25 protein-coding genes are annotated in these 25,657 nt (G+C 67.2%); 15 read left to right on the top strand and 10 right to left on the bottom strand.

Annotated elements, in window-relative coordinates; all coding sequences use genetic code 11:
- Positions 1 to 3: 3 nt before the first annotated feature.
- Entirely contained in the window at positions 4 to 864 is an 861-nt protein-coding gene (locus tag SLQ31_RS11690) for an inositol monophosphatase family protein (protein ID WP_319432429.1), read from the bottom strand.
- A gap of 84 nt (positions 865 to 948) precedes the next feature.
- Here SLQ31_RS11690 and ppgK point away from each other — a divergent pair, with 84 nt between their 5' ends.
- From ppgK to SLQ31_RS11675, 3 genes are all read left to right on the top strand, one after another.
- Complete coding sequence (gene ppgK / locus SLQ31_RS11685) at positions 949 to 1,728, top strand: polyphosphate--glucose phosphotransferase (RefSeq protein ID WP_319432427.1); 780 nt, start codon at positions 949 to 951, stop codon at positions 1,726 to 1,728.
- Between the two features lie 178 nt (positions 1,729 to 1,906).
- The gene (locus tag SLQ31_RS11680) at positions 1,907 to 3,391 is read left to right on the top strand and encodes an RNA polymerase sigma factor (protein ID WP_319432425.1); all 1,485 of its coding nucleotides are present in this window, start codon (positions 1,907 to 1,909) and stop codon (positions 3,389 to 3,391) included.
- 7 nt (positions 3,392 to 3,398) lie between these two features.
- A complete protein-coding gene (locus SLQ31_RS11675; RefSeq protein ID WP_319432423.1) occupies positions 3,399 to 3,779 on the top strand; it encodes a RidA family protein in 381 nt (126 codons plus the stop codon).
- Here the strand turns inward: SLQ31_RS11675 and SLQ31_RS11670 are convergent.
- Positions 3,755 to 4,120, bottom strand: a complete 366-nt coding sequence (locus tag SLQ31_RS11670) for a DUF952 domain-containing protein (RefSeq protein WP_319432421.1) — start codon at positions 4,118 to 4,120, stop codon at positions 3,755 to 3,757. The genes SLQ31_RS11675 and SLQ31_RS11670 overlap by 25 nt on opposite strands.
- Before the next feature lie 161 nt (positions 4,121 to 4,281).
- Here SLQ31_RS11670 and SLQ31_RS11665 point away from each other — a divergent pair, with 161 nt between their 5' ends.
- The gene (locus SLQ31_RS11665) at positions 4,282 to 4,476 is read left to right on the top strand and encodes a hypothetical protein (RefSeq protein ID WP_319432420.1); all 195 of its coding nucleotides are present in this window, start codon (positions 4,282 to 4,284) and stop codon (positions 4,474 to 4,476) included.
- Positions 4,477 to 4,536: 60 nt separating this feature from the next.
- The gene (locus SLQ31_RS11660; protein WP_319432419.1) at positions 4,537 to 5,649 is read left to right on the top strand and encodes a YihY/virulence factor BrkB family protein; all 1,113 of its coding nucleotides are present in this window, start codon (positions 4,537 to 4,539) and stop codon (positions 5,647 to 5,649) included.
- A gap of 4 nt (positions 5,650 to 5,653) precedes the next feature.
- On the opposite strand, the gene SLQ31_RS11655 is transcribed toward SLQ31_RS11660, so the two are convergent.
- Positions 5,654 to 5,893 (bottom strand): DUF3039 domain-containing protein, encoded by a 240-nt coding sequence (locus tag SLQ31_RS11655; RefSeq protein WP_319432417.1) that lies wholly within the window; start codon positions 5,891 to 5,893, stop codon positions 5,654 to 5,656.
- Positions 5,894 to 5,952: 59 nt separating this feature from the next.
- Here SLQ31_RS11655 and SLQ31_RS11650 point away from each other — a divergent pair, with 59 nt between their 5' ends.
- The 3 genes from SLQ31_RS11650 to SLQ31_RS11640 all read left to right on the top strand — a co-directional run bounded on the left by SLQ31_RS11650 (position 5,953) and on the right by SLQ31_RS11640 (position 8,286).
- A complete protein-coding gene (locus tag SLQ31_RS11650; protein ID WP_319432415.1) occupies positions 5,953 to 6,366 on the top strand; it encodes a DUF3099 domain-containing protein in 414 nt (137 codons plus the stop codon).
- A gap of 117 nt (positions 6,367 to 6,483) precedes the next feature.
- On the top strand, positions 6,484 to 7,473 hold the full coding sequence (locus SLQ31_RS11645) for a sigma-70 family RNA polymerase sigma factor (protein ID WP_319432414.1): 990 nt from the start codon (positions 6,484 to 6,486) through the stop codon (positions 7,471 to 7,473).
- Between the two features lie 123 nt (positions 7,474 to 7,596).
- Positions 7,597 to 8,286, top strand: a complete 690-nt coding sequence (locus SLQ31_RS11640) for a metal-dependent transcriptional regulator (RefSeq protein ID WP_319432413.1) — start codon at positions 7,597 to 7,599, stop codon at positions 8,284 to 8,286.
- A gap of 7 nt (positions 8,287 to 8,293) precedes the next feature.
- Here the strand turns inward: SLQ31_RS11640 and SLQ31_RS11635 are convergent, their stop codons facing one another.
- Complete coding sequence (locus tag SLQ31_RS11635; protein WP_319432412.1) at positions 8,294 to 9,352, bottom strand: DUF4192 domain-containing protein; 1,059 nt, start codon at positions 9,350 to 9,352, stop codon at positions 8,294 to 8,296.
- A gap of 179 nt (positions 9,353 to 9,531) precedes the next feature.
- On the opposite strand from SLQ31_RS11635, the gene sthA reads away from it, so the two are divergent.
- A complete protein-coding gene (gene sthA, locus SLQ31_RS11630; protein ID WP_319432411.1) occupies positions 9,532 to 10,944 on the top strand; it encodes a Si-specific NAD(P)(+) transhydrogenase in 1,413 nt (470 codons plus the stop codon).
- Position 10,945: 1 nt separating this feature from the next.
- On the opposite strand, the gene SLQ31_RS11625 is transcribed toward sthA, so the two are convergent.
- Complete coding sequence (locus SLQ31_RS11625; RefSeq protein WP_319432410.1) at positions 10,946 to 11,731, bottom strand: trypsin-like serine peptidase; 786 nt, start codon at positions 11,729 to 11,731, stop codon at positions 10,946 to 10,948.
- 189 nt (positions 11,732 to 11,920) lie between these two features.
- On the opposite strand from SLQ31_RS11625, the gene SLQ31_RS11620 reads away from it, so the two are divergent.
- The 3 genes from SLQ31_RS11620 to SLQ31_RS11610 are packed head-to-tail and all read left to right on the top strand — an operon-like array spanning position 11,921 to position 14,683.
- Complete coding sequence (locus tag SLQ31_RS11620; RefSeq protein ID WP_319432409.1) at positions 11,921 to 12,895, top strand: PAC2 family protein; 975 nt, start codon at positions 11,921 to 11,923, stop codon at positions 12,893 to 12,895.
- 33 nt (positions 12,896 to 12,928) lie between these two features.
- Positions 12,929 to 13,951 carry an alpha/beta hydrolase gene (locus tag SLQ31_RS11615; protein ID WP_319432408.1) on the top strand — a complete coding sequence of 341 codons (1,023 nt, stop codon included), beginning with the start codon at positions 12,929 to 12,931 and terminating at the stop codon, positions 13,949 to 13,951.
- A 45-nt stretch (positions 13,952 to 13,996) separates the two neighbouring features.
- Positions 13,997 to 14,683 carry a PhzF family phenazine biosynthesis protein gene (locus SLQ31_RS11610; RefSeq protein ID WP_319432406.1) on the top strand — a complete coding sequence of 229 codons (687 nt, stop codon included), beginning with the start codon at positions 13,997 to 13,999 and terminating at the stop codon, positions 14,681 to 14,683.
- A gap of 7 nt (positions 14,684 to 14,690) precedes the next feature.
- Here SLQ31_RS11610 and nrdR read toward each other — a convergent pair whose 3' ends face one another.
- Positions 14,691 to 15,155 (bottom strand): transcriptional regulator NrdR, encoded by a 465-nt coding sequence (gene nrdR / locus SLQ31_RS11605; RefSeq protein WP_319432405.1) that lies wholly within the window; start codon positions 15,153 to 15,155, stop codon positions 14,691 to 14,693.
- Positions 15,156 to 15,319: 164 nt separating this feature from the next.
- A complete protein-coding gene (locus tag SLQ31_RS11600; RefSeq protein WP_319432403.1) occupies positions 15,320 to 15,814 on the bottom strand; it encodes a LysM peptidoglycan-binding domain-containing protein in 495 nt (164 codons plus the stop codon).
- Between the two features lie 231 nt (positions 15,815 to 16,045).
- On the opposite strand from SLQ31_RS11600, the gene lexA reads away from it, so the two are divergent.
- Positions 16,046 to 16,735: a transcriptional repressor LexA gene (gene lexA, locus SLQ31_RS11595; RefSeq protein WP_319432401.1), complete on the top strand. Its 690-nt coding sequence runs from the start codon at positions 16,046 to 16,048 to the stop codon at positions 16,733 to 16,735.
- Positions 16,736 to 16,765: 30 nt separating this feature from the next.
- Here lexA and SLQ31_RS11590 read toward each other — a convergent pair whose 3' ends face one another.
- Complete coding sequence (locus SLQ31_RS11590; RefSeq protein ID WP_319432399.1) at positions 16,766 to 18,922, bottom strand: hypothetical protein; 2,157 nt, start codon at positions 18,920 to 18,922, stop codon at positions 16,766 to 16,768.
- Positions 18,923 to 19,170: 248 nt separating this feature from the next.
- The gene (locus tag SLQ31_RS11585) at positions 19,171 to 20,343 is read right to left on the bottom strand and encodes an acyl-CoA dehydrogenase family protein (RefSeq protein ID WP_319432397.1); all 1,173 of its coding nucleotides are present in this window, start codon (positions 20,341 to 20,343) and stop codon (positions 19,171 to 19,173) included.
- 102 nt (positions 20,344 to 20,445) lie between these two features.
- Between SLQ31_RS11585 and SLQ31_RS11580 the strand changes: the two genes are divergently transcribed.
- Both SLQ31_RS11580 and SLQ31_RS11575 read left to right on the top strand, forming a co-directional pair.
- Positions 20,446 to 22,728, top strand: a complete 2,283-nt coding sequence (locus tag SLQ31_RS11580) for a molybdopterin guanine dinucleotide-containing S/N-oxide reductase (protein ID WP_319432395.1) — start codon at positions 20,446 to 20,448, stop codon at positions 22,726 to 22,728.
- Between the two features lie 92 nt (positions 22,729 to 22,820).
- Positions 22,821 to 24,242 carry a PE-PPE domain-containing protein gene (locus SLQ31_RS11575; protein ID WP_319432393.1) on the top strand — a complete coding sequence of 474 codons (1,422 nt, stop codon included), beginning with the start codon at positions 22,821 to 22,823 and terminating at the stop codon, positions 24,240 to 24,242.
- On the opposite strand, the gene hflX is transcribed toward SLQ31_RS11575, so the two are convergent.
- Complete coding sequence (gene hflX / locus SLQ31_RS11570) at positions 24,239 to 25,639, bottom strand: GTPase HflX (protein WP_319432391.1); 1,401 nt, start codon at positions 25,637 to 25,639, stop codon at positions 24,239 to 24,241. The two genes, SLQ31_RS11575 and hflX, sit on opposite strands and share 4 nt — an antisense overlap.
- Positions 25,640 to 25,657: the final 18 nt, after the last annotated feature.

Here is a 25,657-nt window from a genome sequence, read left to right as displayed (position 1 = left end):
CGACTACCCGAGCGGCCGCAGTCCCCCGGCCCCCTCCACTGCGTCGATGAGCGCAGCCGCGACGCCGGGCGCGGCGGCCACCACCAATCCCCCCTCTTCGTCGACTGGCGGCAGCACCACCAGGGCGCCGACCTCGGCGGCGATCAATGCACCCGCCGCCCAGTCCCAGACGTGCAGGCCGTGCTCGTAGTACGCGTCCAGGCGCCCGGCGGCGACCAGGCACAGATCCAGGGCGGCCGACCCGATCCGCCGCACATCACGCACCTGCGGCAGCAGCCGGGCCAACACCGCTGCCTGCGCAGCGCGCCGCTGCGGCGCATAGCCGAATCCGGTGCCCACCAACGCCATCGACAGCTCAGTCACCGCGCTGCAGCGAAGTTCCCTGCGCTCTCCGCCGCGGAGCACGTGCGCACCATGCCCCACCGCAGCCGAGTAGATGTCGCCGCTGACCACATCGGCGACCGCACCCGCCACCGACACGCCCTCGCTCTGCGCGGCGATCGAAATCCCGTACGCCGGAATGCCATACATGAAGTTGACCGTGCCGTCGATCGGGTCGATCACCCAGCGGATCGCGCCGTCGGCACCGGGCGCCGGCCCGCCGCCCTCCTCGCCGAGGATCGCCTCACCCGGCCGCAGTGCAGCCAGCCGATCCCGCAGCAGCAGTTCGGTTTCGGTGTCGACGACGGTCACCGGATCGGTCGGCGTGCTCTTGGTGTGGACGAGCCCGGCCTGCAGCGAATCCGAGGCGACACCGTCGCCGTCGCCGAAGATCTCCGCCCGGCGCCTGCGGACGAATGCGGCGGCTTCGGCGGCCAGCTGCTCGGCCACTGCCCGTAATTGCTCAGGCCGGTTGTCGGTCACCGCCTTATCGCAGCACAGACGGGCGCATAGCCACTAGTGTGGGCAATCGCGCAGACCCGCCCGCCTCGCTGAGGAGCAGCCCCCATGCCCGAGACCGAATCGCCCACCCCCGGAGACAATCGCGGCTTCGGCGTCGACGTTGGCGGCAGCGGGGTCAAGGGCGGCGTCGTCGATCTCGACACCGGCCAACTCATCGGGGACCGGTTCAAGTTGCTCACCCCGCAGCCGTCGACCCCGGCCGCGGTCGCCGCGACGGTCGCCGAGGTGGTTCGGCACTTCGACTGGACCGGCCCGCTGGGCGTCACCTATCCCGGCGTGGTGGTCAACGGCGTGGTGCAGACCGCGGCCAACGTCGACAAGGGCTGGATCGGCACCAACGCCGCCCAGATCATCAGCGAAGCGCTGGGCGGCCAGCACGTCACCGTGCTCAACGATGCCGACGCGGCCGGTCTCGCCGAGCAGCGACACGGCGCCGGACGCAACAAAAACGGCGTCATCGTGCTGCTCACGTTCGGCACCGGAATCGGTTCGGCCGTGATTCACAACGGCCAGCTGCTGCCCAACACCGAGTTCGGCCACCTGGAGGTGGGCGGCAAGGAAGCCGAGCACCGCGCCGCGTCCTCGGTGAAGGAGCGCAAGGAGTGGAGCTACGACCGCTGGTCAGAAGAAGTGACAAAAGTGCTGGTCAGCATCGAGAATGCGATCTGGCCTGACCTGTTCATCGCGGGCGGCGGGATCAGCCGCAAGGCCGAGAAGTGGATCCCCCTGTTGAAGAACCGGACCCCGGTGGTCGCCGCGGAACTGCTCAACGAGGCGGGCATCGTCGGCGCGGCGATGGCCGCTCAAGCCGACGTCACACGCTGATTTTTCGCCGCTGGCGCGGTACATGCTCCCACTGTCGTTACAATGGTTGACGGCGGCCGCCTACCGGATAGCGGCGAGAATCCGCAACGAGATCCACGCCAACAGTCCTCATAGATAGCCGACGCTTTCGGTGGAGCCCCCGCGCCCCCAGAAAGCCAGCACGACCGAAAGGGTGTACGTGGCAGCGACCAAAGCAAGCCCGGCAACCGACGAGCCGGTGAAGCGCACCGCCACCAAGACTCCCGCAAAGAAGCCTGCGGTCAAGGCCGCCAACGGTTCCGCGCCAGCCAAGCGCGTCACCAAGGCCGCGCCCCGCGCCGCCACTGCGGAAGCCGGCGATTCCGAGCCCATCGACGCTGACGACTCGGCGGCCACCCCGGCCAAGGCGCGCGCCACCAAGGCTCCTGCGAAGAAGGCCGCGGCTCGCGGCCGTGGCAAGAAGGACGCCACCGGGGCCGACGGCGATGCCGCAGCCGGCACCGACGAAGACGCCGACACCGAGCTCGACGGCGAACCCGAGATCGTCGACGAGGAGATCGAACTCGACGATCTCGAAGTGGTCGCCGACGACGACACCGAAGAGGCCCCCGCCGCCGGCAAGACCGCGGCCGCCGAGGGCGAGACCAGCGACGAGGAGGACATCTCCGAGCCGTCCGAGAAGGACAAAGCCTCCGGTGACTTCGTGTGGGACGAAGAGGAGTCCGAGGCGCTGCGGCAGGCCCGCAAAGACGCCGAGCTGACCGCGTCGGCCGACTCTGTTCGCGCCTACCTCAAGCAGATCGGCAAGGTCGCTCTGCTCAACGCCGAGGAAGAGGTCGAGCTCGCCAAGCGGATCGAGGCCGGCCTCTACGCCACGCAGCTGATGGCCGAGAAGACCGACAAGGGCGAAAAGTTGCCCGTGCAACAGCGCCGCGACATGCAGTGGATCTGCCGCGACGGCGACCGCGCGAAAAACCATCTGCTGGAAGCCAACTTGCGCCTGGTGGTGTCGCTGGCCAAGCGCTACACCGGCCGCGGCATGGCCTTCCTGGACCTCATCCAGGAGGGCAACCTGGGCCTGATCCGCGCGGTGGAGAAGTTCGACTACACCAAGGGCTACAAGTTCTCCACGTACGCCACGTGGTGGATCCGCCAGGCGATCACCCGCGCGATGGCCGACCAGGCCCGCACCATCCGTATCCCGGTGCACATGGTCGAGGTCATCAACAAGCTCGGCCGTATCCAGCGCGAGCTGCTTCAGGACCTGGGCCGCGAGCCCACTCCCGAAGAGCTGGCCAAGGAGATGGACATCACGCCGGAGAAGGTGCTGGAGATCCAGCAGTACGCGCGTGAACCGATCTCGCTGGACCAGACCATCGGCGACGAGGGCGACAGCCAGCTGGGTGACTTCATCGAGGACAGCGAGGCCGTCGTGGCCGTCGACGCTGTTTCGTTCACCCTGCTGCAGGATCAGCTGCAGTCGGTCCTCGAGACGCTCTCCGAGCGCGAGGCCGGTGTGGTCCGGCTGCGGTTCGGCCTGACCGATGGTCAGCCCCGCACCCTCGACGAGATCGGGCAGGTCTACGGGGTCACCCGCGAGCGGATCCGCCAGATCGAGTCGAAGACCATGAGCAAGCTGCGCCACCCCAGCCGGTCTCAGGTGCTGCGCGACTACCTCGACTAAGACCCGCATGTCGACACAGCGGGTCAACCTCGGATCCGGAAGCGAGTTCGAGGCGCTGGTCGGTTACTCACGCGCGGTGCGCACCGGGCCGTTCATCGCGGTCTCCGGCACCACCGGCGCCGGGGACGATATCGTCGAGCAGACCCGAAATGCGTTGCAGCGCATAGAGAAAGCGCTATCAGATCTGGGCGCCGGCCTGTCCGACGTGATCCGCACCCGAATCTACGTCACCGACATATCCCGGTGGCGGGAGGTCGGCGCCGTGCATGCGGAGTTCTTCGGCACGGTTCGCCCGGCCTCGACCATGGTCGAGGTTTCGGCACTCATCGAACCCGGGCTGCTGGTGGAGATCGAGGCCGACGCCTACGCCGAGGCCTCGAACGGCTGAAACCGGCCGTCGGGCCCGGGCAGGTACGGAGTGACGTTCGTCACGGCGGTGGTGGGCAACGCACCGAACAGGTGCGGGAACCGCATGGACTCGGGATCCGTTGACACTCCGGGTTCCCACCGCACCGGCGCGGCCAGCATGTGCGGGTCGATGTGCAGGAGCACCAGATCGGTCCGGTCGGCGTAGAGCCGGTTGGCCGGAAGGTGCACCTGCTCCCGCGTCGAGAGGTGGACGAATCCGACGTCGGCGAGCGATGCGGGGCAAAGTTCACCGACGGCCTTGGCCGCTTCCCAGTCCCGCTGTCCGCACAGGTGGAGTAAGAATTCCGGATTCGGGTACATACGACCACACTGCACCACCCGCAACAGGACAGGGCGTGAGACACGACACAGCGCTAAACCCCCGGGGAACAAGGCCGAAACACAGAACGTCTGAGACAGTGGAGATACGTGACGGTGGCACCGAATCACCGAAGCGCTGAGCACCTTACGGAGGAGCCCAAATGAACGCGACCCTGACCAGTCCGGAATTGACCAAGGCTGATCGCTGCGACCGCTGCGGTGCGGCTGCCCGGGTCCGCGCCAAGCTTCCTTCCGGTGCCGAGCTCCTGTTCTGCCAGCACCACGCCAACGAGCACCAGGCCAAGCTCGTCGAGCTGGCCGCGGTGCTCGAAGTCGCCGCTGCGTCGGAGGCATAACAGCAACTCACGGCCGCGTCGCTGGGCAGGACTGCCGTCGTCAGGAATGCTGGTCTGGTCATGAGTGACCAACCCGCCAAGCCCTCTCGCCATCACGTATGGCGGATCTCGAAACGGACATTGTCCAAGAGTTGGGACGACTCGATTTTCTCCGAGTCGGCCCAGGCCGGATTCTGGTCGGTGCTGTCGCTGCCCCCGCTACTGCTGGGCGTGCTCGGCAGCCTGGCCTACATCGCACCGCTGTTCGGGCCGGACACCCTGCCGATGATCGAGAACCAGCTGATCAACTTCGCCAACAGCTTCTTCTCCAAGAACGTGGTGAACGAGATCATCCAGCCGACGGTCCGCGACATCATCCAGGGCGCGCGCGGCGAGGTGGTCTCGGTGGGCTTCGTGATCAGCCTGTGGGCCGGCTCGTCGGCTATCTCGGCGTTCGTGGATTCGGTGGTGGAAGCCCACGATCAGACCCCGCTGCGCCATCCGGTGCGGCAGCGGTTCTTCGCGCTGGGTCTCTACGTGGTGATGCTGGTGTTCGTCATCGCCGCGGCGCCCTTGGTCGCGCTCGGTCCGCGCAAGATTTCGTCGTACCTGCCGGACAGCTGGGACAACGTCCTGCAATACGGCTACTACCCCGCCCTGGTTCTGGCCCTGGTGCTGGCGGTGACGATCCTCTACCGGGTGTCGCTGCCCAAGCCGCTGCCGACGCATCGTCTGGTGTGGGGAGCGATCCTGGCCACGACGGTGTTCGTGGTCGCCACCATGGTCCTGCGGTTCTACCTGACCTGGATCACCAGCACTGGCTACACCTACGGGGCGCTGGCGACGCCGATCGCGTTCCTGCTGTTCGCGTTCTTCCTCGGCTTCGCGATCATGATCGGCGCCGAGCTCAATGCCGCCATCGAAGAGGAGTGGCCGGCCCCGACCCCGCACGCCGACCAGGTGCGGATGTGGTTGCAGCGCAAGGCGAAGTCGTTGGGCGACAAGGATGTCCCAGACGGGGATGTCCCAGACAAGGATGTCCCAGACGGGGATGTCCCAGACGGGGATGTCCCAGACGGGGATGTCCCAGACGGGGATGTCCCAGACGGGGATGTCCCAGACAAGGATGTCCCCGACGAGGCAGCGCCGCAGCCCGAAGAGCCCGAAGCGAAGGCCCCGGTCAGCCCGTCGTGAGGGGTCAGCCCTTCTTGAGGCTCTCGTAGACGCGCTTGCAATCCGGGCAGACCGGCGACCCCGGCTTGGCCGCCTTGGTCACCGGGAACACCTCACCGCACAGCGCGACGACGTGCGTGCCCATCACGGCACTCTCGGTGATCTTTTCCTTCTTGACGTAGTGGAAGAACTTCGGCGCGTCGCCATCGGTGCCGTCGTCGACCTGTTCGTCGGTGTCGGTGCGCTCGATCGTCTGAGTCTGCATAGAAGACATTGTGCCCGGTCGAGCGGCCGTAAGAAACTGCCCTGCCCATCGACCTCGGAATGTGGAACAGTGAGTGTATGAAGCGTGAGCTGGGGTTCGACGACGAAGGTCGGCCCGTGCTCATCACCGCAGCCGCTCCGGCCTATGAGGAGCAGCACCGCCGGCGGGTGCGAAAGTACTTGACGATCATGTCTTTTCGGATCCCGGCACTGATCCTGGCGGCCGGGGCCTACGGGTTGTGGCACAACGGGCTGGTTTCGCTGGCGATCATCGCGGTGTCGCTGCCGTTGCCGTGGATCGCGGTGTTGATCGCCAACGACCGCCCGCCGCGCAGTGCTGAGGAACCGCGCCGGTTCAATGACAACCCGCGGCGGACCCAGCTCTTCCCACGCCCCGAACCGCCCGCTCTCAATACCGGGATCTCCGCGGCGCAACCGCACTCGGCCGGCGGCGCCGACCACGGTTCCCGCTGACCGCCTGAGCAGTCCTTTCTCAGCACATTCTCAGGGCTTCGCCGCATTCGCGCACTTCAGAGGGTGTGAGAAGCCGGCCCGGTGGGAACTCTTTGCTCCGATCGAACGTTGAACCGTTTGACAGTTGCAGCCGATCAGGAGGCCACCATGGCAAATGCCACCACTAGCCGATTCGACAGTGATCTGGACGCCCAGAGTCCTGCCGCCGACCTGGTGCGCGTATATCTGAACGGCATCGGCAAGACCGCCCTGCTCACCGCGGAGGACGAGGTCGAGCTGGCGAAGCGCATCGAGGCCGGCCTGTTCGCCGCTCATCTGCTGGCCACCCGCAAGAGGCTCAGCGATAACCGCAAGCGCGACCTGGCGACCGTGGTTCGCGACGGGCAAGCCGCCCGAAGCCACCTCCTCGAGGCGAACCTGCGCCTGGTGGTCTCGCTGGCCAAGCGCTACACCGGGCGTGGCATGCCGCTGCTGGACCTCATCCAAGAGGGCAACCTGGGCTTGATCCGGGCGATGGAGAAGTTCGACTACACCAAGGGTTTCAAGTTCTCGACCTACGCAACCTGGTGGATCCGGCAGGCCATCACCCGCGGTATGGCCGACCAGAGCCGCACCATCCGGCTGCCGGTGCACCTTGTCGAGCAGGTCAACAAGCTGGCGCGCATCAAGCGCGAGATGCATCAGAACCTCGGCCGCGAGGCCACTGATGAGGAACTGGCCGAGGAGTCGGGCATCCCGGAGGAGAAGATCGCCGATCTGCTGGCTCACAGCCGCGACCCGGTGAGCCTCGACATGCCGGTCGGCAGCGACGAAGAGGCCCCGCTGGGCGACTTCATCGAGGACTCCGAGGCCATGTCGGCCGAGAACGCCGTCATCGCCGAGTTGCTGCACACCGACATCCGCCACGTGCTGGCCACGCTCGATGAGCGTGAGCAGCAGGTGATCCGGCTGCGGTTCGGCCTCGACGACGGCCAGCCGCGCACTCTCGACCAGATCGGCAAGCTGTTCGGTCTGTCCCGCGAGCGCGTGCGCCAGATCGAGCGCGAAGTGATGTCGAAGTTGCGTAACGGCGATCGGGCTGACCGGCTGCGGTCCTACGCCAGCTAAATTAAGCAACCCCCTTAGTGTGCCCGTCGGCGATGCCGGCGGGCACACTGCTTTCGCGCGGTGGTGTTGCACAACCATTTCCCCAGCTAGCCAAGTAGACTCGGGACCGACGAAGGGTGCCTGATGAACGACCTGGTCGATACCACCGAGATGTATCTCCGCACGATCTACGACCTCGAGGAAGAGGGCGTGATCCCACTGCGCGCGCGCATTGCAGAGCGGCTCGACCAGAGCGGCCCGACGGTGAGCCAGACGGTGGCGCGCATGGAGCGCGACGGCCTGCTGCACGTGGCCGGCGACCGGCACCTCGAACTGACCGACAAGGGCCGCGGGCTGGCCGTGTCGGTGATGCGCAAGCACCGGCTCGCCGAGCGGCTGCTGGTCGACGTGATCGGGCTGCCGTGGGAAGAGGTGCACGCCGAGGCCTGCAAGTGGGAGCACGTGATGAGCGAGGACGTCGAGCGCCGCCTGGTTCAGGTTCTCGACGACCCCACGGTGTCCCCCTTCGGCAACCCCATTCCGGGCCTGTCCCTGCTGGGGCTGGAAATGCTCCAGCGCGAGGACGCCCATCTGGTGCGACTGACCGAGCTGCCGCCCGGCACCCCCGTCGCCGTGGTGGTCCGCCAGCTGACCGAACACGTCCAGGGCGACGTGGAGCTGATCGGCATGCTCAAGGACGCCGGCGTGGTGCCCAATGCGCGGGTGCAGGTCGAGAACAGCCCGTCCGGCAGCGTGACGATCGTCATCGCCGGCCACGAGAACGTGCAACTCCCCCACGAAATGGCCCACGCGGTCAAGGTCGAGAAGGTCTAGCTCGGCGTTAGACCGCGCGGCGGCCGTACGACCGTCGCGGCGGAAGCCGTACCCCGAGCTGCTTGGCGAGCCGATACCCGGTGCTTGCCAGCTCACGAATCTGCTGGGGTCGCATGCCGGATTGCAGCGCGGTGTCGAGCATGTCGGCCATCCGGTGTTCAGGGTCGCTGCGTAGCGCCGCCTCCAGCGAGAGCCCGGCCAGCGGACCGTCACCGCGGGCGTAGGCCGAAAAGGCCAGCAGCACAAGCGCTTCGATTCGCCACGGCTCGGGAAGCGTGCGCGCCAGCAGCGCCCACAATGCCTCGGCCCGCGCGGCGTCGGCGCCGACGGCCAATGCATACAGCGTGTCGCGGACCGCGATGTCGGTCAGCGCGCAGGCCAGGCGCGCCAGCTCGGCATCGTCCAACTCTCCGCCGTCGCACACCCGGACGCCGAGAGCCATCGCCGCCTCCACATCGCGACGGCCGCAGCCGTCGGGATCGGTGCGCCAGTCCGCCTCGCGCGCCTCGCCACGTTCGGAGATCACCGGTACCAATGCCGCACTGCGTTTTTCGTCGGCCACCGCGACCACCGCCTGCAGATCGGCCCTGCGCCGGTAGAGCCGGCGCCCGTCGAGCACGGCGGCAGCCGCCAACGGGGACGCCATCGGATCGTCCACCGCACCGGATGCCCCACACCCGTCGACGCAATGCCAGCGCCCGCCTGCTTCGACCCGGTCGACGACATGGGCCGCATCGAGATCTACGTCTCGTGCGGACAGCGCCGACGTCAGCTCGGCGCACAGGTCGCGGTAATCCTGGTTGCACATGGGACATTGGGCGCCGTCGGCGTCCACGATCACCGCGACCACCGTGTCCGCGCCCGAATTGGACGCGAGCTCGGCCAGGTGGCTGAGGTCGCCGTCGAGCGCCTTGGCCAAGTCCAGGCGCATCACCGCACCCATCTCGCCGTGCTCGAGGGACACCAGCACCAGTGACCGTTCCGGCGCGAAGCCGAGAACGGCGGGCAAGGCGGCGATCAGCGCGCCCGGTCGAGTGAAGCGATAGCCAGGTTCGTGTGTGGTCATGGGTGTGACGCTGTCAATCAGCACCGTCGAAACCGCGCCGCCCCGCCCGCGGCGGCCCGGCCCTGTGGATGAAGTCGGGGCTGGGGATCAGCGACGATGCGGCGAAAACGCCGATCGTTCATGTCGTATTGACATCGTCGGCATGCGAGATTCGGCAAACCGGCGTACATCTTGTCCTCATGGGTTTGGAATACGATCTCGTCGTCATCGGCTCGGGTCCCGGCGGCCAGAAAGCCGCCATCGCCGCGGCCAAGCTGGGCAAGTCGGTGGCCGTTATCGAGCGGGGCCACATGATCGGCGGTGTCTGCGTCCAGACCGGCACGATCCCCTCCAAGACGCTGCGCGAGGCCGTCCTGTACCTGACCGGCATGAGTCAGCGCGAGCTCTACGGAGCCAGCTACCGGGTCAAGGACAAGATCACGCCGGCCGATCTGCTCGCCCGCACCCAGCATGTGATCGGCAAAGAAGTCGACGTCATCCGAAACCAGTTGATGCGCAACGGTGTCGAGCTCTACATGGGCCGTGGCCGGTTCCTCGACGAGCACAACCTGATCATCGAGGACCCCACCCGGGCCGAACACTTCACCATCAGCGGCCGCTATGTCGTCATCGCGACCGGCACCAAACCGGCGCGGCCCGCCGGGATCGAATTCGACGAGAACCGGGTGCTGGACTCCGACGGCATCCTCGACCTGAAAAACATCCCGACCTCGATGGTGGTGGTCGGCGCCGGAGTCATCGGCATCGAGTACGCCTCCATGTTCGCCGCGCTGGGCACCAAGGTCACCGTCGTGGAGAAGCGCGACACGATGCTCGACTTCTGCGACCCCGAGATTGTCGAGGCGCTGCGCTTCCACCTGCGCGATCTGGCGGTGACGTTCCGGTTCGGTGAGGCGGTGACCGCCGTCGACGTCGGTTCGGCCGGCACCGTGACAACACTGGCCAGTGGCAAGCAGATTCCGGCCGAGACCGTCATGTACTCCGCCGGGCGGCAGGGCCAGACCGATCACCTCGACCTGGAGAACGCCGGCCTGGAGGCCGACAACCGCGGCCGGATCTTTGTCGACGACAGGACGTTCCAGACCAAGGTCGACCACATCTACGCCGTCGGCGACGTCATCGGCTTCCCGGCCCTGGCCGCCACGTCGATGGAGCAGGGCCGGCTCGCCGCGTACCACGCCTTCGGTGAGCCGACAGCCGGCATGACCAAGCTGCAGCCGATCGGCATCTACTCGATCCCCGAGGTGTCCTACGTCGGCGCCACCGAGCAGGAGCTGACCAAGGATTCCATCCCCTACGAGGTCGGGGTGTCCCGCTACCGCGAGCTGGCCCGCGGCCAGATCGCCGGCGACTCGTACGGCATGTTGAAGCTGCTGGTGTCCACCGAGGACCTGAAGGTGCTGGGCGTCCACATCTTCGGCACTGCCGCCACCGAGCTGGTGCACATCGGCCAGGCGGTGATGGGCTGCGGCGGAACGATCGAATACCTCGTCGACGCCGTCTTCAACTACCCGACGTTCTCGGAGGCCTACAAGACCGCCGCGCTGGACGTGATGAACAAGCTGCGGGCGCTGAACCAGTTCCGCAAGTAACTCAGCAGTCGCCGTCGAACGCCGCAGGCGCGTCGTCTCCCGGACCGCCTGCCTCAGCCCGGGTCAACAGGGCGGCCGTCGCCGCGTCGAACGGCGGCGAATAGGAGATGTTGTCCTGGCAGCCGCCACCGTCGCGGCCGCCGATCACCCCGACCACCGTCGAGCCCGTGATCCACGGGCCTCCGCTCGTGCCGTCGACCAGCCCGCCGCAGCGCAGGGACGGGTATCCGCCGGAGGCCATGACCGCGCTGGTGTCGCAGGCCAGCGGCGATCCACCGACCCCCAACGGGTACCCGACCACCGTCACCGGCGCGGGATCACCCGGTGCCACACCCAGCGTCAGAGCCTGGCCGGCGACCGATTCGACAGCCCCGCCCGCCGAGCGGCTGACCCGCGCGAACGCGTAGTCGGCCTTGGGATCCTGGGAGGCGAGCCAGCGGGGATCGAGGTAGACGGCGTCGACGGTCCACACGTCATCGGGGGCGGCCTTGTCGTCGAACGCCGGCACAAAGGTGACAGGGACGCCCGCGGTCAGGCAGTGCGCCGCGGTCAGGATCAGATTCTGGGGCGCAGAACGGACCACGGACGCGGTGCAGGTGTGGGCATCGGTGCCGCCGAGGAACAGCGCCCCCACCGCCGGTCGGGGCGTCACCGGCTGAGCACTCTTGGTCAGGGACCGTGCGACGGCGGCCTCGGCAGCCCTGACCGGGGGCCCTGCCGATGTGTGGCAGCCGGCCACCAGCACCGTGGCTACCGCCAGGTTCAGTGCCGCCGAAACCGTCCGCATCTGCACGATCATGCCTGATGCGGGGGTTGGGGACCCGCCGCGTTCACAGCCATCGGGGAACGACGGGCACCGCACCTGCGTTGTGCAACACAGGCGCTATCGATGGCGCAGGCCCGAATCTAAGAGACACTGGGTGTCACGGTACAAGGGCGCGGCACCGCGCCCGGGCACCGCGAGGAGGCGGAGACGATGACTGACGAGCAAGGACAGCAGTACCAACCCGAGCAGACCGGACTGTACGAACTCGAGTTTCCGGCGCCCCAACTGTCCGCTGCCGACGGGCGTGGACCCGTGATGATCCATGCTCTCGAAGGGTTCTCCGACGCCGGCCACGCCATTCACCTGGCCGCCGAGCATCTGAAGAGCAAGCTCGACACGGAGTTGGTGGCCTCGTTCGCGATCGACGATCTGCTGGATTACCGGTCCCGTCGCCCCCTGATGACGTTCAAGACCGACCACTTCACCGACTACGACGATCCGCAGCTGAACCTGTACGCCCTGCGCGACAGCCTTGGCACGCCGTTTCTGCTGCTCGCAGGCATGGAGCCGGACCTGAAGTGGGAGCGGTTCGTGACCGCCGTGCGGCTGCTTGCCGAGCGGCTCGGGGTGCGCCAGACCATCGGGCTGGGCACGATCCCGATGGCTGTCCCCCACACCCGTCCGGTGACGCTCACCGCGCACTCCAACAATCGCGAGCTGATCACCGAGTTCACCCCGTGGGTCGGCGAGGTGCAGGTCCCCGGCAGCGTGTCCAACCTGCTCGAATACCGGATGGGCCAGCACGGCCACGAAGTCGTCGGGTTCACCGTCCACGTGCCGCACTATCTGGCCCAGACCGACTTCCCGGCGGCGGCCGAGGCACTGCTGGAGCAGGTGGCCAAGCTGACTTCGCTGCAGGTGCCGCTGCGTGCGCTGACCGACGCCGGCGCGGGCATCCGCACCAAGATCGACGAGCAGGTAGAGGCCTCGCCCGAGGTCTCTCAAGTGGTGAGCGCGCTGGAGCGCCAGTACGATGCTTTCGTTGCCGCTCAAGACAACCGATCGCTTCTGGCTCGCGATGAGGATCTGCCCAGCGGTGACGAATTGGGTGCGGAATTCGAGCGATTCCTGGCCCAGCACGCCGACGAGTTCAAAGATGGTTTCACCGACAACGGGGATACCTAGCGAAGTCCCACCGCACCGACGACGGGGTTGCACATGACGCAGCGAAAGCCCAATCTGCAGCCCGTGCGGGATGTGACGCCCACGCTGCATTTCCGGACCATCCACGGGTATCGGCGGGCGTTCCGGGTGGCCGGGTCGGGTCCCACGCTGCTGCTGATCCACGGGATCGGCGACAACTCGACGACGTGGCATTCGGTGCACAGCAAGCTCGCTCAACGCTTCACCGTCATCGCCCCGGATCTGCTGGGGCACGGCCAGTCGGACAAACCGCGCGCCGATTATTCGGTGGCGGCCTACGCCAACGGCATGCGCGATCTGCTCGGTGTCCTCGAGGTCGACAAGGTCACCGTGGTCGGGCATTCACTGGGCGGCGGTGTGGCGATGCAATTCGTCTACCAATACCCGCAATTGGTGGAACGGCTGATCCTGATCGGCGCCGGCGGAGTGACCAAGGACGTCAACATCGCGCTGCGTGCCGCCTCACTACCGCTGGGCGGGGAGGCATTGGCGCTGCTGCGGCTGCCGCTGGTGCTGCCCGCGCTGCAGATCGCCGGGCGAGCGCTGGGCACGGTCTTCGGCTCGACAGGACTGGGCCGCGACCTGCCCGATGCGCTGCGCATCCTGACCGATCTGCCTGAACCGACCGCGTCGTCGGCGTTCACCCGCACCTTGCGCTCTGTGGTGGATTGGCGTGGGCAGGTAGTGACCATGCTCGACCGATGTTATTTGACCGAATCCGTTCCAGTGCAACTCATTTGGGGTGACCAGGACGCGATGATCCCGGTCAGCCACGCCCGGATGGCCCACTCTGCTATGCCGGGTTCCCGGCTCGAGATCTTCGCCCGCTCCGGGCACTTCCCGTTCCATGACGACCCCGACCGTTTCGTGGAGGTCGTCGAGCGGTTCATCGACTCCACCGAGCCCGCCGACTACGACCAGGATGTGCTGCGCGAACTGTTACGCACCGGCCTGTCCGAACGTTTGGTCACCGGCACCCTCGACACCCGGGTGGCGGTGCTCGACGCCATGGGCACCGACGAGCGCAGCGCTACCTGACGCTCTACCCGCCACCGTCCGCCACGGGCGTCGTAAAGTCGAAATATGACCGTCGACGTGACCGTGTTGCGGGTGTTCACCGATGCGCGTGGCAACTTCGGCAATCCGCTCGGCGTGGTCGACGCGTCGACGGTGCCCGCCGCTGAGCGCCAGCGCATAGCCACCGAATTGGGTTATAGCGAAACAATATTCATCGACCTGCCGAACAACGGGTCGACGACCGCGCAGGCACACATCTTCACTCCGGCCATCGAGTTGCCGTTCGCCGGGCACCCGACCGTGGGCGCGGCGTGGTGGCTGCGAGAACGCGGCACGCCGGTCAATACCCTGCAAGTGCCGGCCGGCATCGTGCAGATCAGCCACGACGACACCCTCACTGTCGTGCGGGCGCGGGCGGAATGGTCACCGGAGTTCGCCATTCAGGAACTGGATTCGGTGGACGACCTGCTGGCCAGCGACCCGGACGACTACCCCGACGATGTCGAGCACTACCTGTGGGCTTGGCTCGATCGCGACGGCGGGCACATCCGATCGCGGATGTTCGCCACCGACCTCGGTGTGGCGGAGGACGAGGCGACCGGCTCCGCGGCGGCGCGGATCACCGACTACCTGAGCCGGGACCTGACGATCACCCAGGGCAAGGGATCGCAGATCTATACGACGTGGAACTCCGAAGGATGGGTCTTGGTGGCCGGCCGGGTGGTCAGCGACGGCGTGCGGCAGCTGGGCTGACGGCGGTTCAGCCGGAGGTGCCGACGGCGCGATGCGCGCGCAGCGCTTCGATCTCGCGCTCGAAGTCCTCGGCGGAGCTGAATGAGCGGTACACCGAGGCGAATCGCAGGTAGGCGACCTCGTCGAGTTCGCGCAGCGGGCCGAGAATGGCCAGGCCGACCTCGTTGCTGGGGATTTCGGGGGAACCGGCGGCCCGCACACTGTCCTCGACCTGCTGAGCCAGCAGGTTCAGCGCGTCGTCGTCGACGTCGCGGCCCTGGCATGCCCGGCGCACCCCGCTGATGACCTTCTCCCGGCTGAATGGCTCGGTGACGCCACTGCGTTTGACGACCGCCAGCACCGCGGTCTCGACGGTGGTGAACCGCCGCCCGCACTCCGGGCAGGATCGGCGCCGCCGAATGGCCTGGCCCTCATCGGCTTCTCGGGAGTCGACCACCCGGGAGTCGGGATGGCGACAGAACGGACAATGCATGACCGCTCCTTCGCCTCCGCCGCAGCTCGATGCTTCGAGCCACCCAGAGCCTACCTGCGCCGTCCGTCGAGCGGCCACGTCCCGGAAACTGGGACCAACGAGCCCGCGGCCATCGAGGCCGCTTGTCCGGCACACGTTTTGGACAGCCATGCCGCGCCGGGTGGTCACCCGATGGGCGCGATGAGGGTCTGTCCGGCGTCCAGCGAAGCCGAATCGAGCTTGTTCAGGTCGCGGATGCGCTGCATGACCTGCCCGGCGGGCGCGTCGGGCGCCACCCGGCCGGCGAGGTGTTGCAGGGTCTCCCCCGCCTGCACCTGAACCACGGCGAGCTGATCCGGCAACTGATCGGTGGCGGCCGTCGGCGTGCCACTGAGATGACCCACCAGCCCCAGCCAGAGGGTGATGAGCGCGGCCACCGCGGCCAGCGCGATGGTGACGGCGGTACTCACCGGCCGGCGCGCGTGCGGCGCCCGCGAGAATGCGACGCCGGTGCCGGGGTAGCGCATCGGCGCGATGGCCGGGTGCGCCGGGTACGGCCGGTGGGCGCGCGGACGGACCGGGCGACCCCGAACCGGCGCGGCGGACCTGACCGCCGCCCGGGGGCGCATCGGCCGCACCGGTGCTGATGGGAAAACCTGCCGATCGTCGATAACGGTCACGTCTGCTTCCTTCCTCCAAGACGCCCACTGTTCGCTCTTGTGTTCGAACTGTACTCGATCATGCGTTCGAAAACCGAACATGTGAGCGAGCGTGTCTGAAGAATAAATCCGGCCACCGACAAGTTTTGATGTGCCTAGATTCGGGTGGCCACCTGCACGATCATCGGGCGCGACACGCAGGCGTCGAACAAGTGTTTGATTATCGATGCCAGCACGACTACATTCGGGCGCATGAGCGACCGCACTGAGCTATCAGGCACCGACACACCGAGATCAAGCACCGATCCCGGGCTGACCGAGCGGCAGCGAACCATCCTCAACGTGATCCGCTCCTCGGTCACCACCCGCGGCTATCCCCCGAGCATCCGCGAGATCGGCGATGCCGTCGGCCTCACCTCGACGTCGTCGGTGGCGCACCAGCTGCGCACCCTCGAGCGCAAGGGCTACCTGCGCCGCGACGCCAACCGCCCGCGCGCCGTGGACGTGCGCGGCACCGACGAGGTGACAGCGGTGCGCACCGACGTCGACGGCTCGGACGCACTTCCCGAGCCGACGTTCGTGCCGGTGCTGGGCCGGATCGCCGCCGGCGGCCCGATCCTGGCCGAGGAGGCCGTCGAGGACGTCTTCCCGCTACCGAAGGAGCTCGTCGGTGAGGGCTCGCTCTTCCTGCTCAAGGTCGTCGGCGAATCCATGATCGACGCCGCGATCTGCGACGGCGACTGGGTGGTCATCCGCCAGCAGAACGTGGCCGACAACGGCGATATCGTCGCGGCGATGATCGACGGCGAAGCCACCGTGAAGACGTTCAAACGCACCAGCGGTCAGGTCTGGTTGATGCCCCACAACCCGGCGTTCGACCCGATTCCCGGTAACGAGGCCGCGATCCTCGGCAAGGTCGTCACCGTCATCCGCAAGATCTAGCGGACACTCCGCCTCGATCAGGGGCGCAGCTCACTCCGCCTTGAGGAACCCGTTCGCCTGAGCGAGTTCCTCACTGGCGAACCATACTTCGGGCACGGTGTGGTCGTAGAGGGCCGAATCCGGGGTGTAGTAGAGCCCCGAATGGGTGTTGGCCTTGATCACGTAACCCTCGGGTGCCTGATACGGATCAGAGAGCGGAAGGTGGATCGCCGGACGCGACGAGGCAGCCCCAGCCGAGACATCGGACTGCAGAATCTCTGCCGGCGCAGTGACCGATTGATCGTCGTCGTCGAGATCCTCGGGGACCTGCTCGTCGACGAACTCCGCCTCGGCGAACTCCTCTGGCTCCGGCTCGGCTTCTGGCTCGGCGGCGCGACGGCGCCCGCGCGGCTTACCGAGGTCGCCCATGTCGAGTCGCCACATCGACTGTGACTCACCAAGGTTCACCACTGCATGGCGCCCCGAATCAGCGGCCTCGTCGTCGTCCTCGATCTCCTCGATCTCGGCATATTCATGCTCGACGGGTACCTCGGCGGCCTCGGCTGCGTCCGTCTCGTCGGAATCCACGGGCTCGGCGGGAATGAGCGTCGGCGTGGTGTCGATCGAGTCCTGATCCCCATCGAACACGTCCTCGGGCCCAGGCTGCGACTTCTCGTCGCCACCCGGCTGCGCCCAGGAGAACCCGGGCGCCTGGGCGACCTGCACGCGGCCGCCATCGGGATACGTCGAAAAGCGGTCAGGCGCCAAAACACCCGTGGAATCCTCGTGCTCTCCCGGCCAGTGATCGTCATCGTCGTCGTATTCCGAATCGTGGAAGTCGTCGTCGACCTCGATTTCGGTGCTACGCCGCCGCTGCAGCCAGAGCAGACCCAGGGCGATCACCGCGACCAGCAACAGCGCCGGAATGATGATCAGCAGCCACCACCAGTGCCAGGTGAAGCCGTTGCCGGACTTCGGCGCCGCCGAACCCGCCTGCGGCCCGGTCGCGTTGGGCACTTGCACCCCAGCCAACTGCCCGGCCAGCTCCGGCGGTTTGGTGGTGAACTTGTTGCCGGACTTGTTGAAGGAGATCTCGCCACCGCTGAACTTCTGCGTCACGGTGTCGCCGTTGGCGCTCTGCTCGCCGGTCGGCACGCCGAGCTTGCCGCCCGCCCCGCCCAGCTTCGCCCACGCGGCGTTGATCGCACCGCGCACCACGATGGCGCCGTTGTCGGGCGTCCAGAAGATCACCGGCTTGTCGGCGGCGCTGAACGCGCTGACACGACTGTTCGGGGCGCCCCCGTCGGCCTCGGTGCCGGCCGGCAGGCCGAGATCGCCGGTCGGTCCACCCTGCGCCTCGTACTTCGACAGGATCGCGCCCGTCACCGCGTGTGCGCCCGTCGCCGGTGAGTAGAAGATCTTGCCGCCGGTGTAGTCCTGCACGGCGCCGTCGGTGCCGACGGGACTTTGGGCGCCCTGCCGGGCACCGAGCGACCCCGAGAGCCCGCCCGCGGCGCGCCACGCCTCGTTGATCGCCGTCGTCGCGTCGGTCGGGACCTCGACACCGGCGAGGTTGTTGGCCAGCTCGGCGGGCACCGTGGTGAACGTCTTGGAGCTGTTGTCGTAGGAGATCTCACCGCCGGTGAACTTCTGGTTCACCACGTTGCCGTCGAAGGTCTCAGCGCCGGTGGGTACGCCCATGGTGCCGGCTGAGCCGCCGAGCTTGTCCCATGCCGCGTTGATCGCGCCGCGCACCACCCACGCGCCGGTGTCCGGCGTCCAGAAGATCGCCGGTTTGTCGGTGGCGCTGAACGTGCTGACCCGGCTGTCCGGACCCACCAGGCCCGCGACCTCGTCGATGGTCGGGAAACCGAGGTCGCTGTCAGCGGGACCGCCCTGAGCCTGGTACGTGTCCAGGATCGGACCGAACAGAAGGTGCGCGCCGGTCGCCGGGGTGAAGAAGATCTTGCCGCCACTGAAGTTCTGGGCGAACCCGTCGCCGACCGCGTAGGCGTCGCCGTCCTTGGTACCTACCGGAGAGCCGTCGCCGCCGGCGGCCTGCCAGGCCTGGTCGATCGCGTCACTTGCATCGGTGTCGGGGGTAGCGATCGCCCCGGGCGCGAACAGCAGAGCCGCTGTAGCCGTTGCGACGGCGGCGAGCGCCATCTTCCCGACGCCTCTACTGAGACGACTTCCAAGCCAGGTCATGCACTCTCCCCGCGGTTTCGGTCAAGATGCTTCCCCTTATCCTCCGTGCCAACTGTGCGTCAGCACTTCACGACACGCGGCGTTTCCCTAGATATGCCACACGTGGAAAGCGGTAATGCTGGAGAAAGTCGAGCACAAAGCCGCGAAATTCGCGTCACCGGGTCCTCAATAGCGGCTTTCGGGGAGCGGAACTCCCAGGTCAGCCCTGCGGCCTGAGTCAGATGCCCAGACAATTCCAATGGCCTGGACTACACGCCCAGGCTGCGACCGATGATCTCCTTCATGATTTCGGTCGTCCCGCCATAAATCGTCTGAACCCGGGCGTCCAGGAAGGACCGCGCAACCGGATATTCGCGCATATAGCCATAGCCGCCGTGTAATTGCAGGCAGCGATCGACGAGGTAAACCTGCTTCTCGGTGGCGTACCACTTCGCCATCGACGCCTGCTCGGCGGAGAGCTTTCCGTCCAGGTGCAACCGAATGAACTCGTCGACCATGATGCGCACGGCGGTGGCCTCGGTGGACAATTCGGCCAACAGGAAGCGACTGTTCTGCTGGCTGCCGATCGGCTTGCCGAAAGCCTTGCGCTCCTTGGTGTACTTCAGGGTCTCCTCGAGCACGCTCTCCATTGCCGCGGCCGCCATCACCGCGATGTTGAGGCGCTCCTGCGGCAGGTTCTGCATCAGGTAGATGAATCCAAGGCCCTGCTCCCCGAGCAGATTCTCGGCGGGCACCTTGACGTCGGTGAACGACAGCTCAGCGGTGTCCTGTGCGTCCAGGCCGATCTTGTCGAGATGCCGGCCGCGCTCGAAGCCCTCCATGCCGCGCTCGACGACCAGCAGTGAGAAGCCTTGCGCACCCTTCTCGGGGTCGGTCTGGGCCACCACGATCACCAGGTCGGCGTTGATGCCGTTGGTGATGAACGTCTTGGAGCCGTTGAGGATGTAGTGATCGCCGTCTTTGACCGCCCGGGTCTTGATGCCCTGCAGGTCGCTACCGGTGCCGGGTTCGGTCATCGCGATCGCGGTGATGTATTCGCCGCTGCAGAACTTGGGCAGCCAGCGCTGCTTCTGCTCCTCGGTGGTCAACTCCAGCAGATACGGCGCGATGATGTCGTTGTGCAGGCCGAATCCGAGCCCGCTGTACCGCCCGGCTGCGGTCTCCTCGGTCAGGATCACGTTGTAGCGGAAGTCCGCGTTGCCGCCGCCGCCGTACTCCTCCGGCACGGCCATGCCCAGAAAGCCCTGCTTACCGGCCTCGAGCCAGACCCCGCGGTCGACGATCTTGTCCTTCTCCCACTCCTCGTGGAAGGGCGCGACGTGGCGGTCGAGGAAGGCCCGGTAAGACTCGCGGAACAGGTCATGTTCGGGCTCGAACAGGGTCCGCTCGTACTTGACGGTTGCGTTCTTCTCGACAGCCATTTCTTCCCTCCGGACGGCACTGGGGTTCCTGACGAGAATAGACCAACCGGATGGTTGGTCGCCTGGCGGCCTGTTCCGCCTGCCGGCACATAAACTCCTGACATGCGGGAAAACCCCACCAGCCTGACGCACTGGGGTGCCTTCAGCGCGACGTTGGCCGACGGCGAGATCACCGCGGTAACACCTATCCCCGGCGATGCCGACCCCTCTCCCCTGCTCGGCAACATCCCGGGCTCCCTGCGGCACCCGTCCCGGATCGCCACGCCCGCCGTCCGCCGCGGGTGGCTGCGCGACGGGCCAGGGCCCAGCACCGCGCGCGGAGCAGACGAATTCGTCGCCGTGGGCTGGGACGAGCTCGCCGACCTGCTCGCCACCGAGCTGCGCCGCGTGGTCGACACTCACGGCAACGAGGCCATCTACGGCGGCTCCTACGGCTGGGCCAGCGCGGGCCGCTTCCACCACGCCCAGAGCCAGGTGCATCGATTCCTGAAACTTCTTGGCGGCTACACCTTTTCGCGGCACTCCTACAGCCTGGGCGCGACCGGGGTGATCATGCCGCGGGTGGTCGGCACGCACGACGACCTGTTCAAGCGATCCACGGAGTGGAACGTCATCGTCGAACACACCGACCTGCTGGTGTGCTTCGGCGGGGTGAACCTGAAGAACACCGGGATCAATCACGGCGGCACCACCGGACACCCAGCACGAGGGGCGTTGCAGCGGTTTCGCGACAAGGGCGGGAGCATCGTCTCGATCAGTCCGCTGCGCAGCGATGTCGAGGGCGACTGCCGGTGGCTGCCCGCCGTTCCCGGCACCGACGTGGCGATCATGTTGGGCCTGGCCTATGTGCTGGCCACCGCGGACCTCGCCGACCGTGCGTTCCTCGATACCTACTGCACCGGCTACGAGCGCTTCGAGCGCTATCTGCTCGGTGCCGACGACGGCCAGCCGAAATCTCCGGAGTGGGCCGCGAATATCTGCGGCATCGACGCGGCGGTACTGACCGAATTGGCGACGACGATGGCCGCACAGCGCACGATCGTCACCGTCAGCTGGTCGCTGCAACGCCTGCGCCACGGCGAGCAGGCCCCGTGGATGGGGCTGACCCTGGCCGCCATGCTGGGCCAAATCGGCCTTCCGGGAGGCGGTTTCGGCCACGGCTACGGCTCGATGAACGAGCCGGGGCTGCCGCCGGTGCGGGTTCGGCTGCCCTCGCTACCGCAGGGCCACAATCCGGTGCGGACGTTCATCCCGGTCGCGGCGATCAGCGACATGTTGCTGCATCCCGGCGAGTCGTTCACCTACGACGGGCGCACCCTGACCTACCCCGATATCAAATGCGTGTACTGGGCGGGCGGCAATCCCTTTCACCACCACCAGAATCTGCCCCGGCTGCGTCGCGCGCTGGCGCGTGTCGACACCGTCGTGGTGCACGATCCGTACTGGACGCCGATGGCCCGGCACGCCGACATCGTCGTCCCCTCCACCACCGCGTTCGAACGGGACGACTACTCCGGCTCACGCAATGACCCGCTGCTGGTGGCGATGCCGGCGCTGGCGCCGCCCTATGCGGAGTCCCGCGACGACTACGCGACCTTTGCCGCGCTGGCCGACCGCTTGGGATTCGGCGAGCAGTTCACCGAAGGCCGGACTGCGCGGCAGTGGCTGGAACACATGTATGAAAAGTGGTCGGCGGAAATCGATTTCACTGTCCCCGACTTCGACCAGTTCTGGGCCGACGGCTTCCTCCGACTTCCGATCGAGTCGGGCCTGACCCTGCTGGCCGACTACCGGGCCGATCCGCTGGCGCATCGGCTGGCCACCCCGAGCGGCAGGATCGAGATCTTCTCCCAGGACATCGACAGCTTCGGCTATGCCGACTGCGCCGGACACCCGCGCTGGTACGAGCCCTCCGAGTGGCTCGGCGGGCGGCGCGCCGACAGCTTCCCCCTGCATCTCATCGCCAACCAGCCCGCCACCCGGTTGCACGGCCAGCTCGACGGCGGCGCGGTGAGCCAGGACGCGAAAATTCAAGGGCGCGAACCACTCCGGATCCATCCCAGCGATGCCGCGGAGCGCGAGCTGGCCGGCGGCGACGTAGTGCGGGTGTTCAACGACCGCGGATCCTGCCTGGCCGGGGTCGTCATCGACGAGGCGCTACGGCCCCGGGTGGTGCAGTTATCGACCGGAGCCTGGTACGACCCGCTGGACCCGGCAGATCCGGATTCGATGTGCGTGCACGGCAATCCGAACGTCCTGACCGACGACATCGGCACCTCGTCGCTCGCTCGTGGCTGCACCGGTGCCGCCGTGCTGGTTCAGGTCGAGAAGTTCGACGGTCCGCTGCCACCGGTGCGGGCGCACGAGCCCCCGGTCATCCGATAGCGGTTTTCCCAGGTTCGCACGTTCGACTGCGGGCATAAGTCCGCTAATGGGACGATTTCGGCAATCTCGCTATTGACGAAGAAGGTTTGCTGATGCGCCGTACCCTCCGTTCCGCCATCCGCTCGACGGCGGTGGCCGCCCTGGCGATGATCGCCGCGGTCGTCCTCGCGGTGACCAGCACGATCACCGCTGCCGTCAGTCTCGCCGCAGTGGCGCTGATCGTCCCCGGCACCGGCACCCCGAACCCGGCCGTGCCGCCGCTGGGCACCAACTACATGCAGAACGCGGTGAATTACTACATCCAGCCGCTGGATCCCGCGTGCGCGACGGTGTGTACGCCCGAGCCGGTCCCCTACATCGCGCAGTTCTGGCCGTTCCCCTTCGCGGGCTGGGGCGGTTTGAACGGGGCGAAGTGGAACGTGTCGGTGGCCAGCGGGGTGCAGAGCCTCAATACCCAGATCGACGCCGTCGATCCCAGCGAGGACGTCGTCATCTTCGGCTATTCGCAAGGCGCGACAGTCTCGAGCATCGTCAAGCGACAGCTCGCCGACGCGAACGGCGGGTTCATCCCCGCCAAGTACTCCTTCGTCCTGATCGGTGACCCCAACCGCCCCAACGGCGGCCTGTTCGAGCGGCTGGCGGCGCTGGGCACCGTCCCGATCCTGGACGCCACCTTCGGCCAGCCGACACCCACTGACACCACGGTGCAGCCCGGCGTGAACACCACCGATATCGCGTTCCAGTACGACGGAGTGGCCGATTTCCCGGCCAACCCGCTCAACGTGCTGGCCGACCTGAACGCACTCTTCGGATTCTGGTACGTCCACGGGACGTACCTGTCGCCGCGGGGCACCGAGCCGTCGACCGCACTCCCCTACGGGTACACGATTCCCGAACTCGAGGCAGCGATGGACTGCTCGCAGAGCCCGAAGAACTGCCAGACGTTCAACGACACGCTGTACATCACGATCCCGGCCAAGACCCTGCCGCTCATGCAGGCACTGCTGGACACCGGCGTGGCGACCGGCACCAGCGCAATCATGAAGCCCCTCGTGGATCTGATCTCGCCGGTCACCCGGGTTCTGATCGAAACCGGTTATGACCGAAGCAATTACGGCCAGCCGACACCGTTCAACATCTTCACGCCGATCAACCCGGTGAAGTTGACCGTCGACCTCGCCAAGGCGGTCGTCCAGGGCATCCACGACGCACTCGGCGATGTGGGCGTCGCAGTGCCAGGGGCGCCGGCCGCCCCTGCCCCCGCAACGACGTTGGCGGCGGCCAGCCCCAGCCAGCCGGTCGCCACACCTGTGTCGAAGCCGGTGCAGCACAAGGCCGCGCCGTCGACCCGTGGCAGCGCGGCGGTCAAGCCGGGCCGGGCCACGATCGGCGACGATGAGAAGAACACGATCAGCAGCCGGTCCCCCAAGGCCGCCAAAGCCAGCACCGCCAAGAGCGGAAAGCCCGCGGCGGCAAGCAATTCCGGGCACGGCGAAGCGGCGAACGCCGCCTAGCCGCTGTACTGGCGCAGGCTCGCCGCCAGCGCCGCGGGCACGCGTGCCTTGAGGCGGGTGCCCGCCTCGGTGTGCTCGACGGCATCGACGTGCCCGTCGCTGTGCAGCCGGGCCACCAGATCGCCCCGGTCGTACGGGATCGTCACGTCGACGGCGATCTCCCGCGGTTCGACGAGCTCGCCGAGTCGGGCACGCAGGCGCGGCAGACCCTCGCCGGTGTGTGCGGAGACGAACACCGCACCCGGCAGCGCCTTTCGCAGCTGGGCCAGCATCAGCTCGTTGGCGGCGTCAATCTTGTTGACCACCAACAACTCCGACGGCGGCGGCGCGTGGTGGTCGTTCTGCACATCGCGGATGACCTGACGCACCGCCTCGATCTGCGCCAGCGGATTGCTGTCGGATCCGTCGACGACATGCACCAGTAGATCGGCGTCGAGCACCTCTTCCAGGGTGGAGCGGAATGCCTCGACCAGCTGGGTCGGCAAGTGCCGGACGAACCCGACGGTGTCGGTGAGGACGAACGGCCGGCCGTCGTCGAATTCGCCACGGCGAGTGGTCGGTTCGAGCGTGGCGAACAGCGCGTTCTGCACCAGAACACCGGCGCCGGTCAGGGCGTTGAGCAGGCTGGACTTGCCGGCGTTGGTGTAGCCGACGATCGCGACGGACGCCACGTCACTGTGCAACCGGCGGCTGCGCTGAGTGTCGCGGATCTGCTTCATGTCCTTGATCTCGCGGCGCAGCTTGGACATTCGTTCGCGAATGCGACGCCGGTCGGTCTCGATCTTGGTCTCACCCGGCCCGCGGGTGCCGACCCCGCCGCCGCTGCCGCCCGCGCCGCCGCCCTGCCGCGACATCGATTCACCCCAGCCGCGCAGCCGGGGCAGCATGTACTCCATCTGCGCGTAGGCCACCTGCGCCTTGCCTTCGGCACTGGTGGCGTGCTGGGCGAAGATGTCCAGGATCAGTGCGGTCCGGTCGATGACCTTGACCTTCACCACCTTTTCCAGCGAATTGAGCTGGGCGGGGCTGAGCTCGCCGTCGCAGATCACGGTGTCGGCGCCGGTGGCGATCACGACCTCACGCAGCTCCTGGGCCTTGCCCGAGCCGATGTAGGTGGAGGGATCGGGTTTGTCGCGGCGCTGGATCAGTCCTTCGAGCACCTCGGAGCCGGCGGTCTCGGCCAGCGCGGCCAACTCGGTCATGCTGGCCTCGGAGTCGGCGGCAGTGCCTTGTGTCCACACCCCCACCAGGACGACCCGCTCCAGCCGCAGCTGGCGGTACTCGACCTCGGAGATGTCGGTGAGTTCGGTGGATAGCCCGGCGACACGCTTGAGCGCAGCACGGTCTTCGAGCGCGAGTTCGCCGACGCTGGGGTCGGGAAAGTCAGGTTTTGTCATAGGCCTTCAGTGTCATGA

The organism is Mycobacterium sp. RTGN5, assembly GCF_033804465.1.
GTDB lineage: Bacteria > Actinomycetota > Actinomycetes > Mycobacteriales > Mycobacteriaceae > Mycobacterium.
The sequence above is the reverse complement of the archived record's forward strand: the minus strand, read 5'-3'. Positions and strand labels throughout refer to the sequence as shown.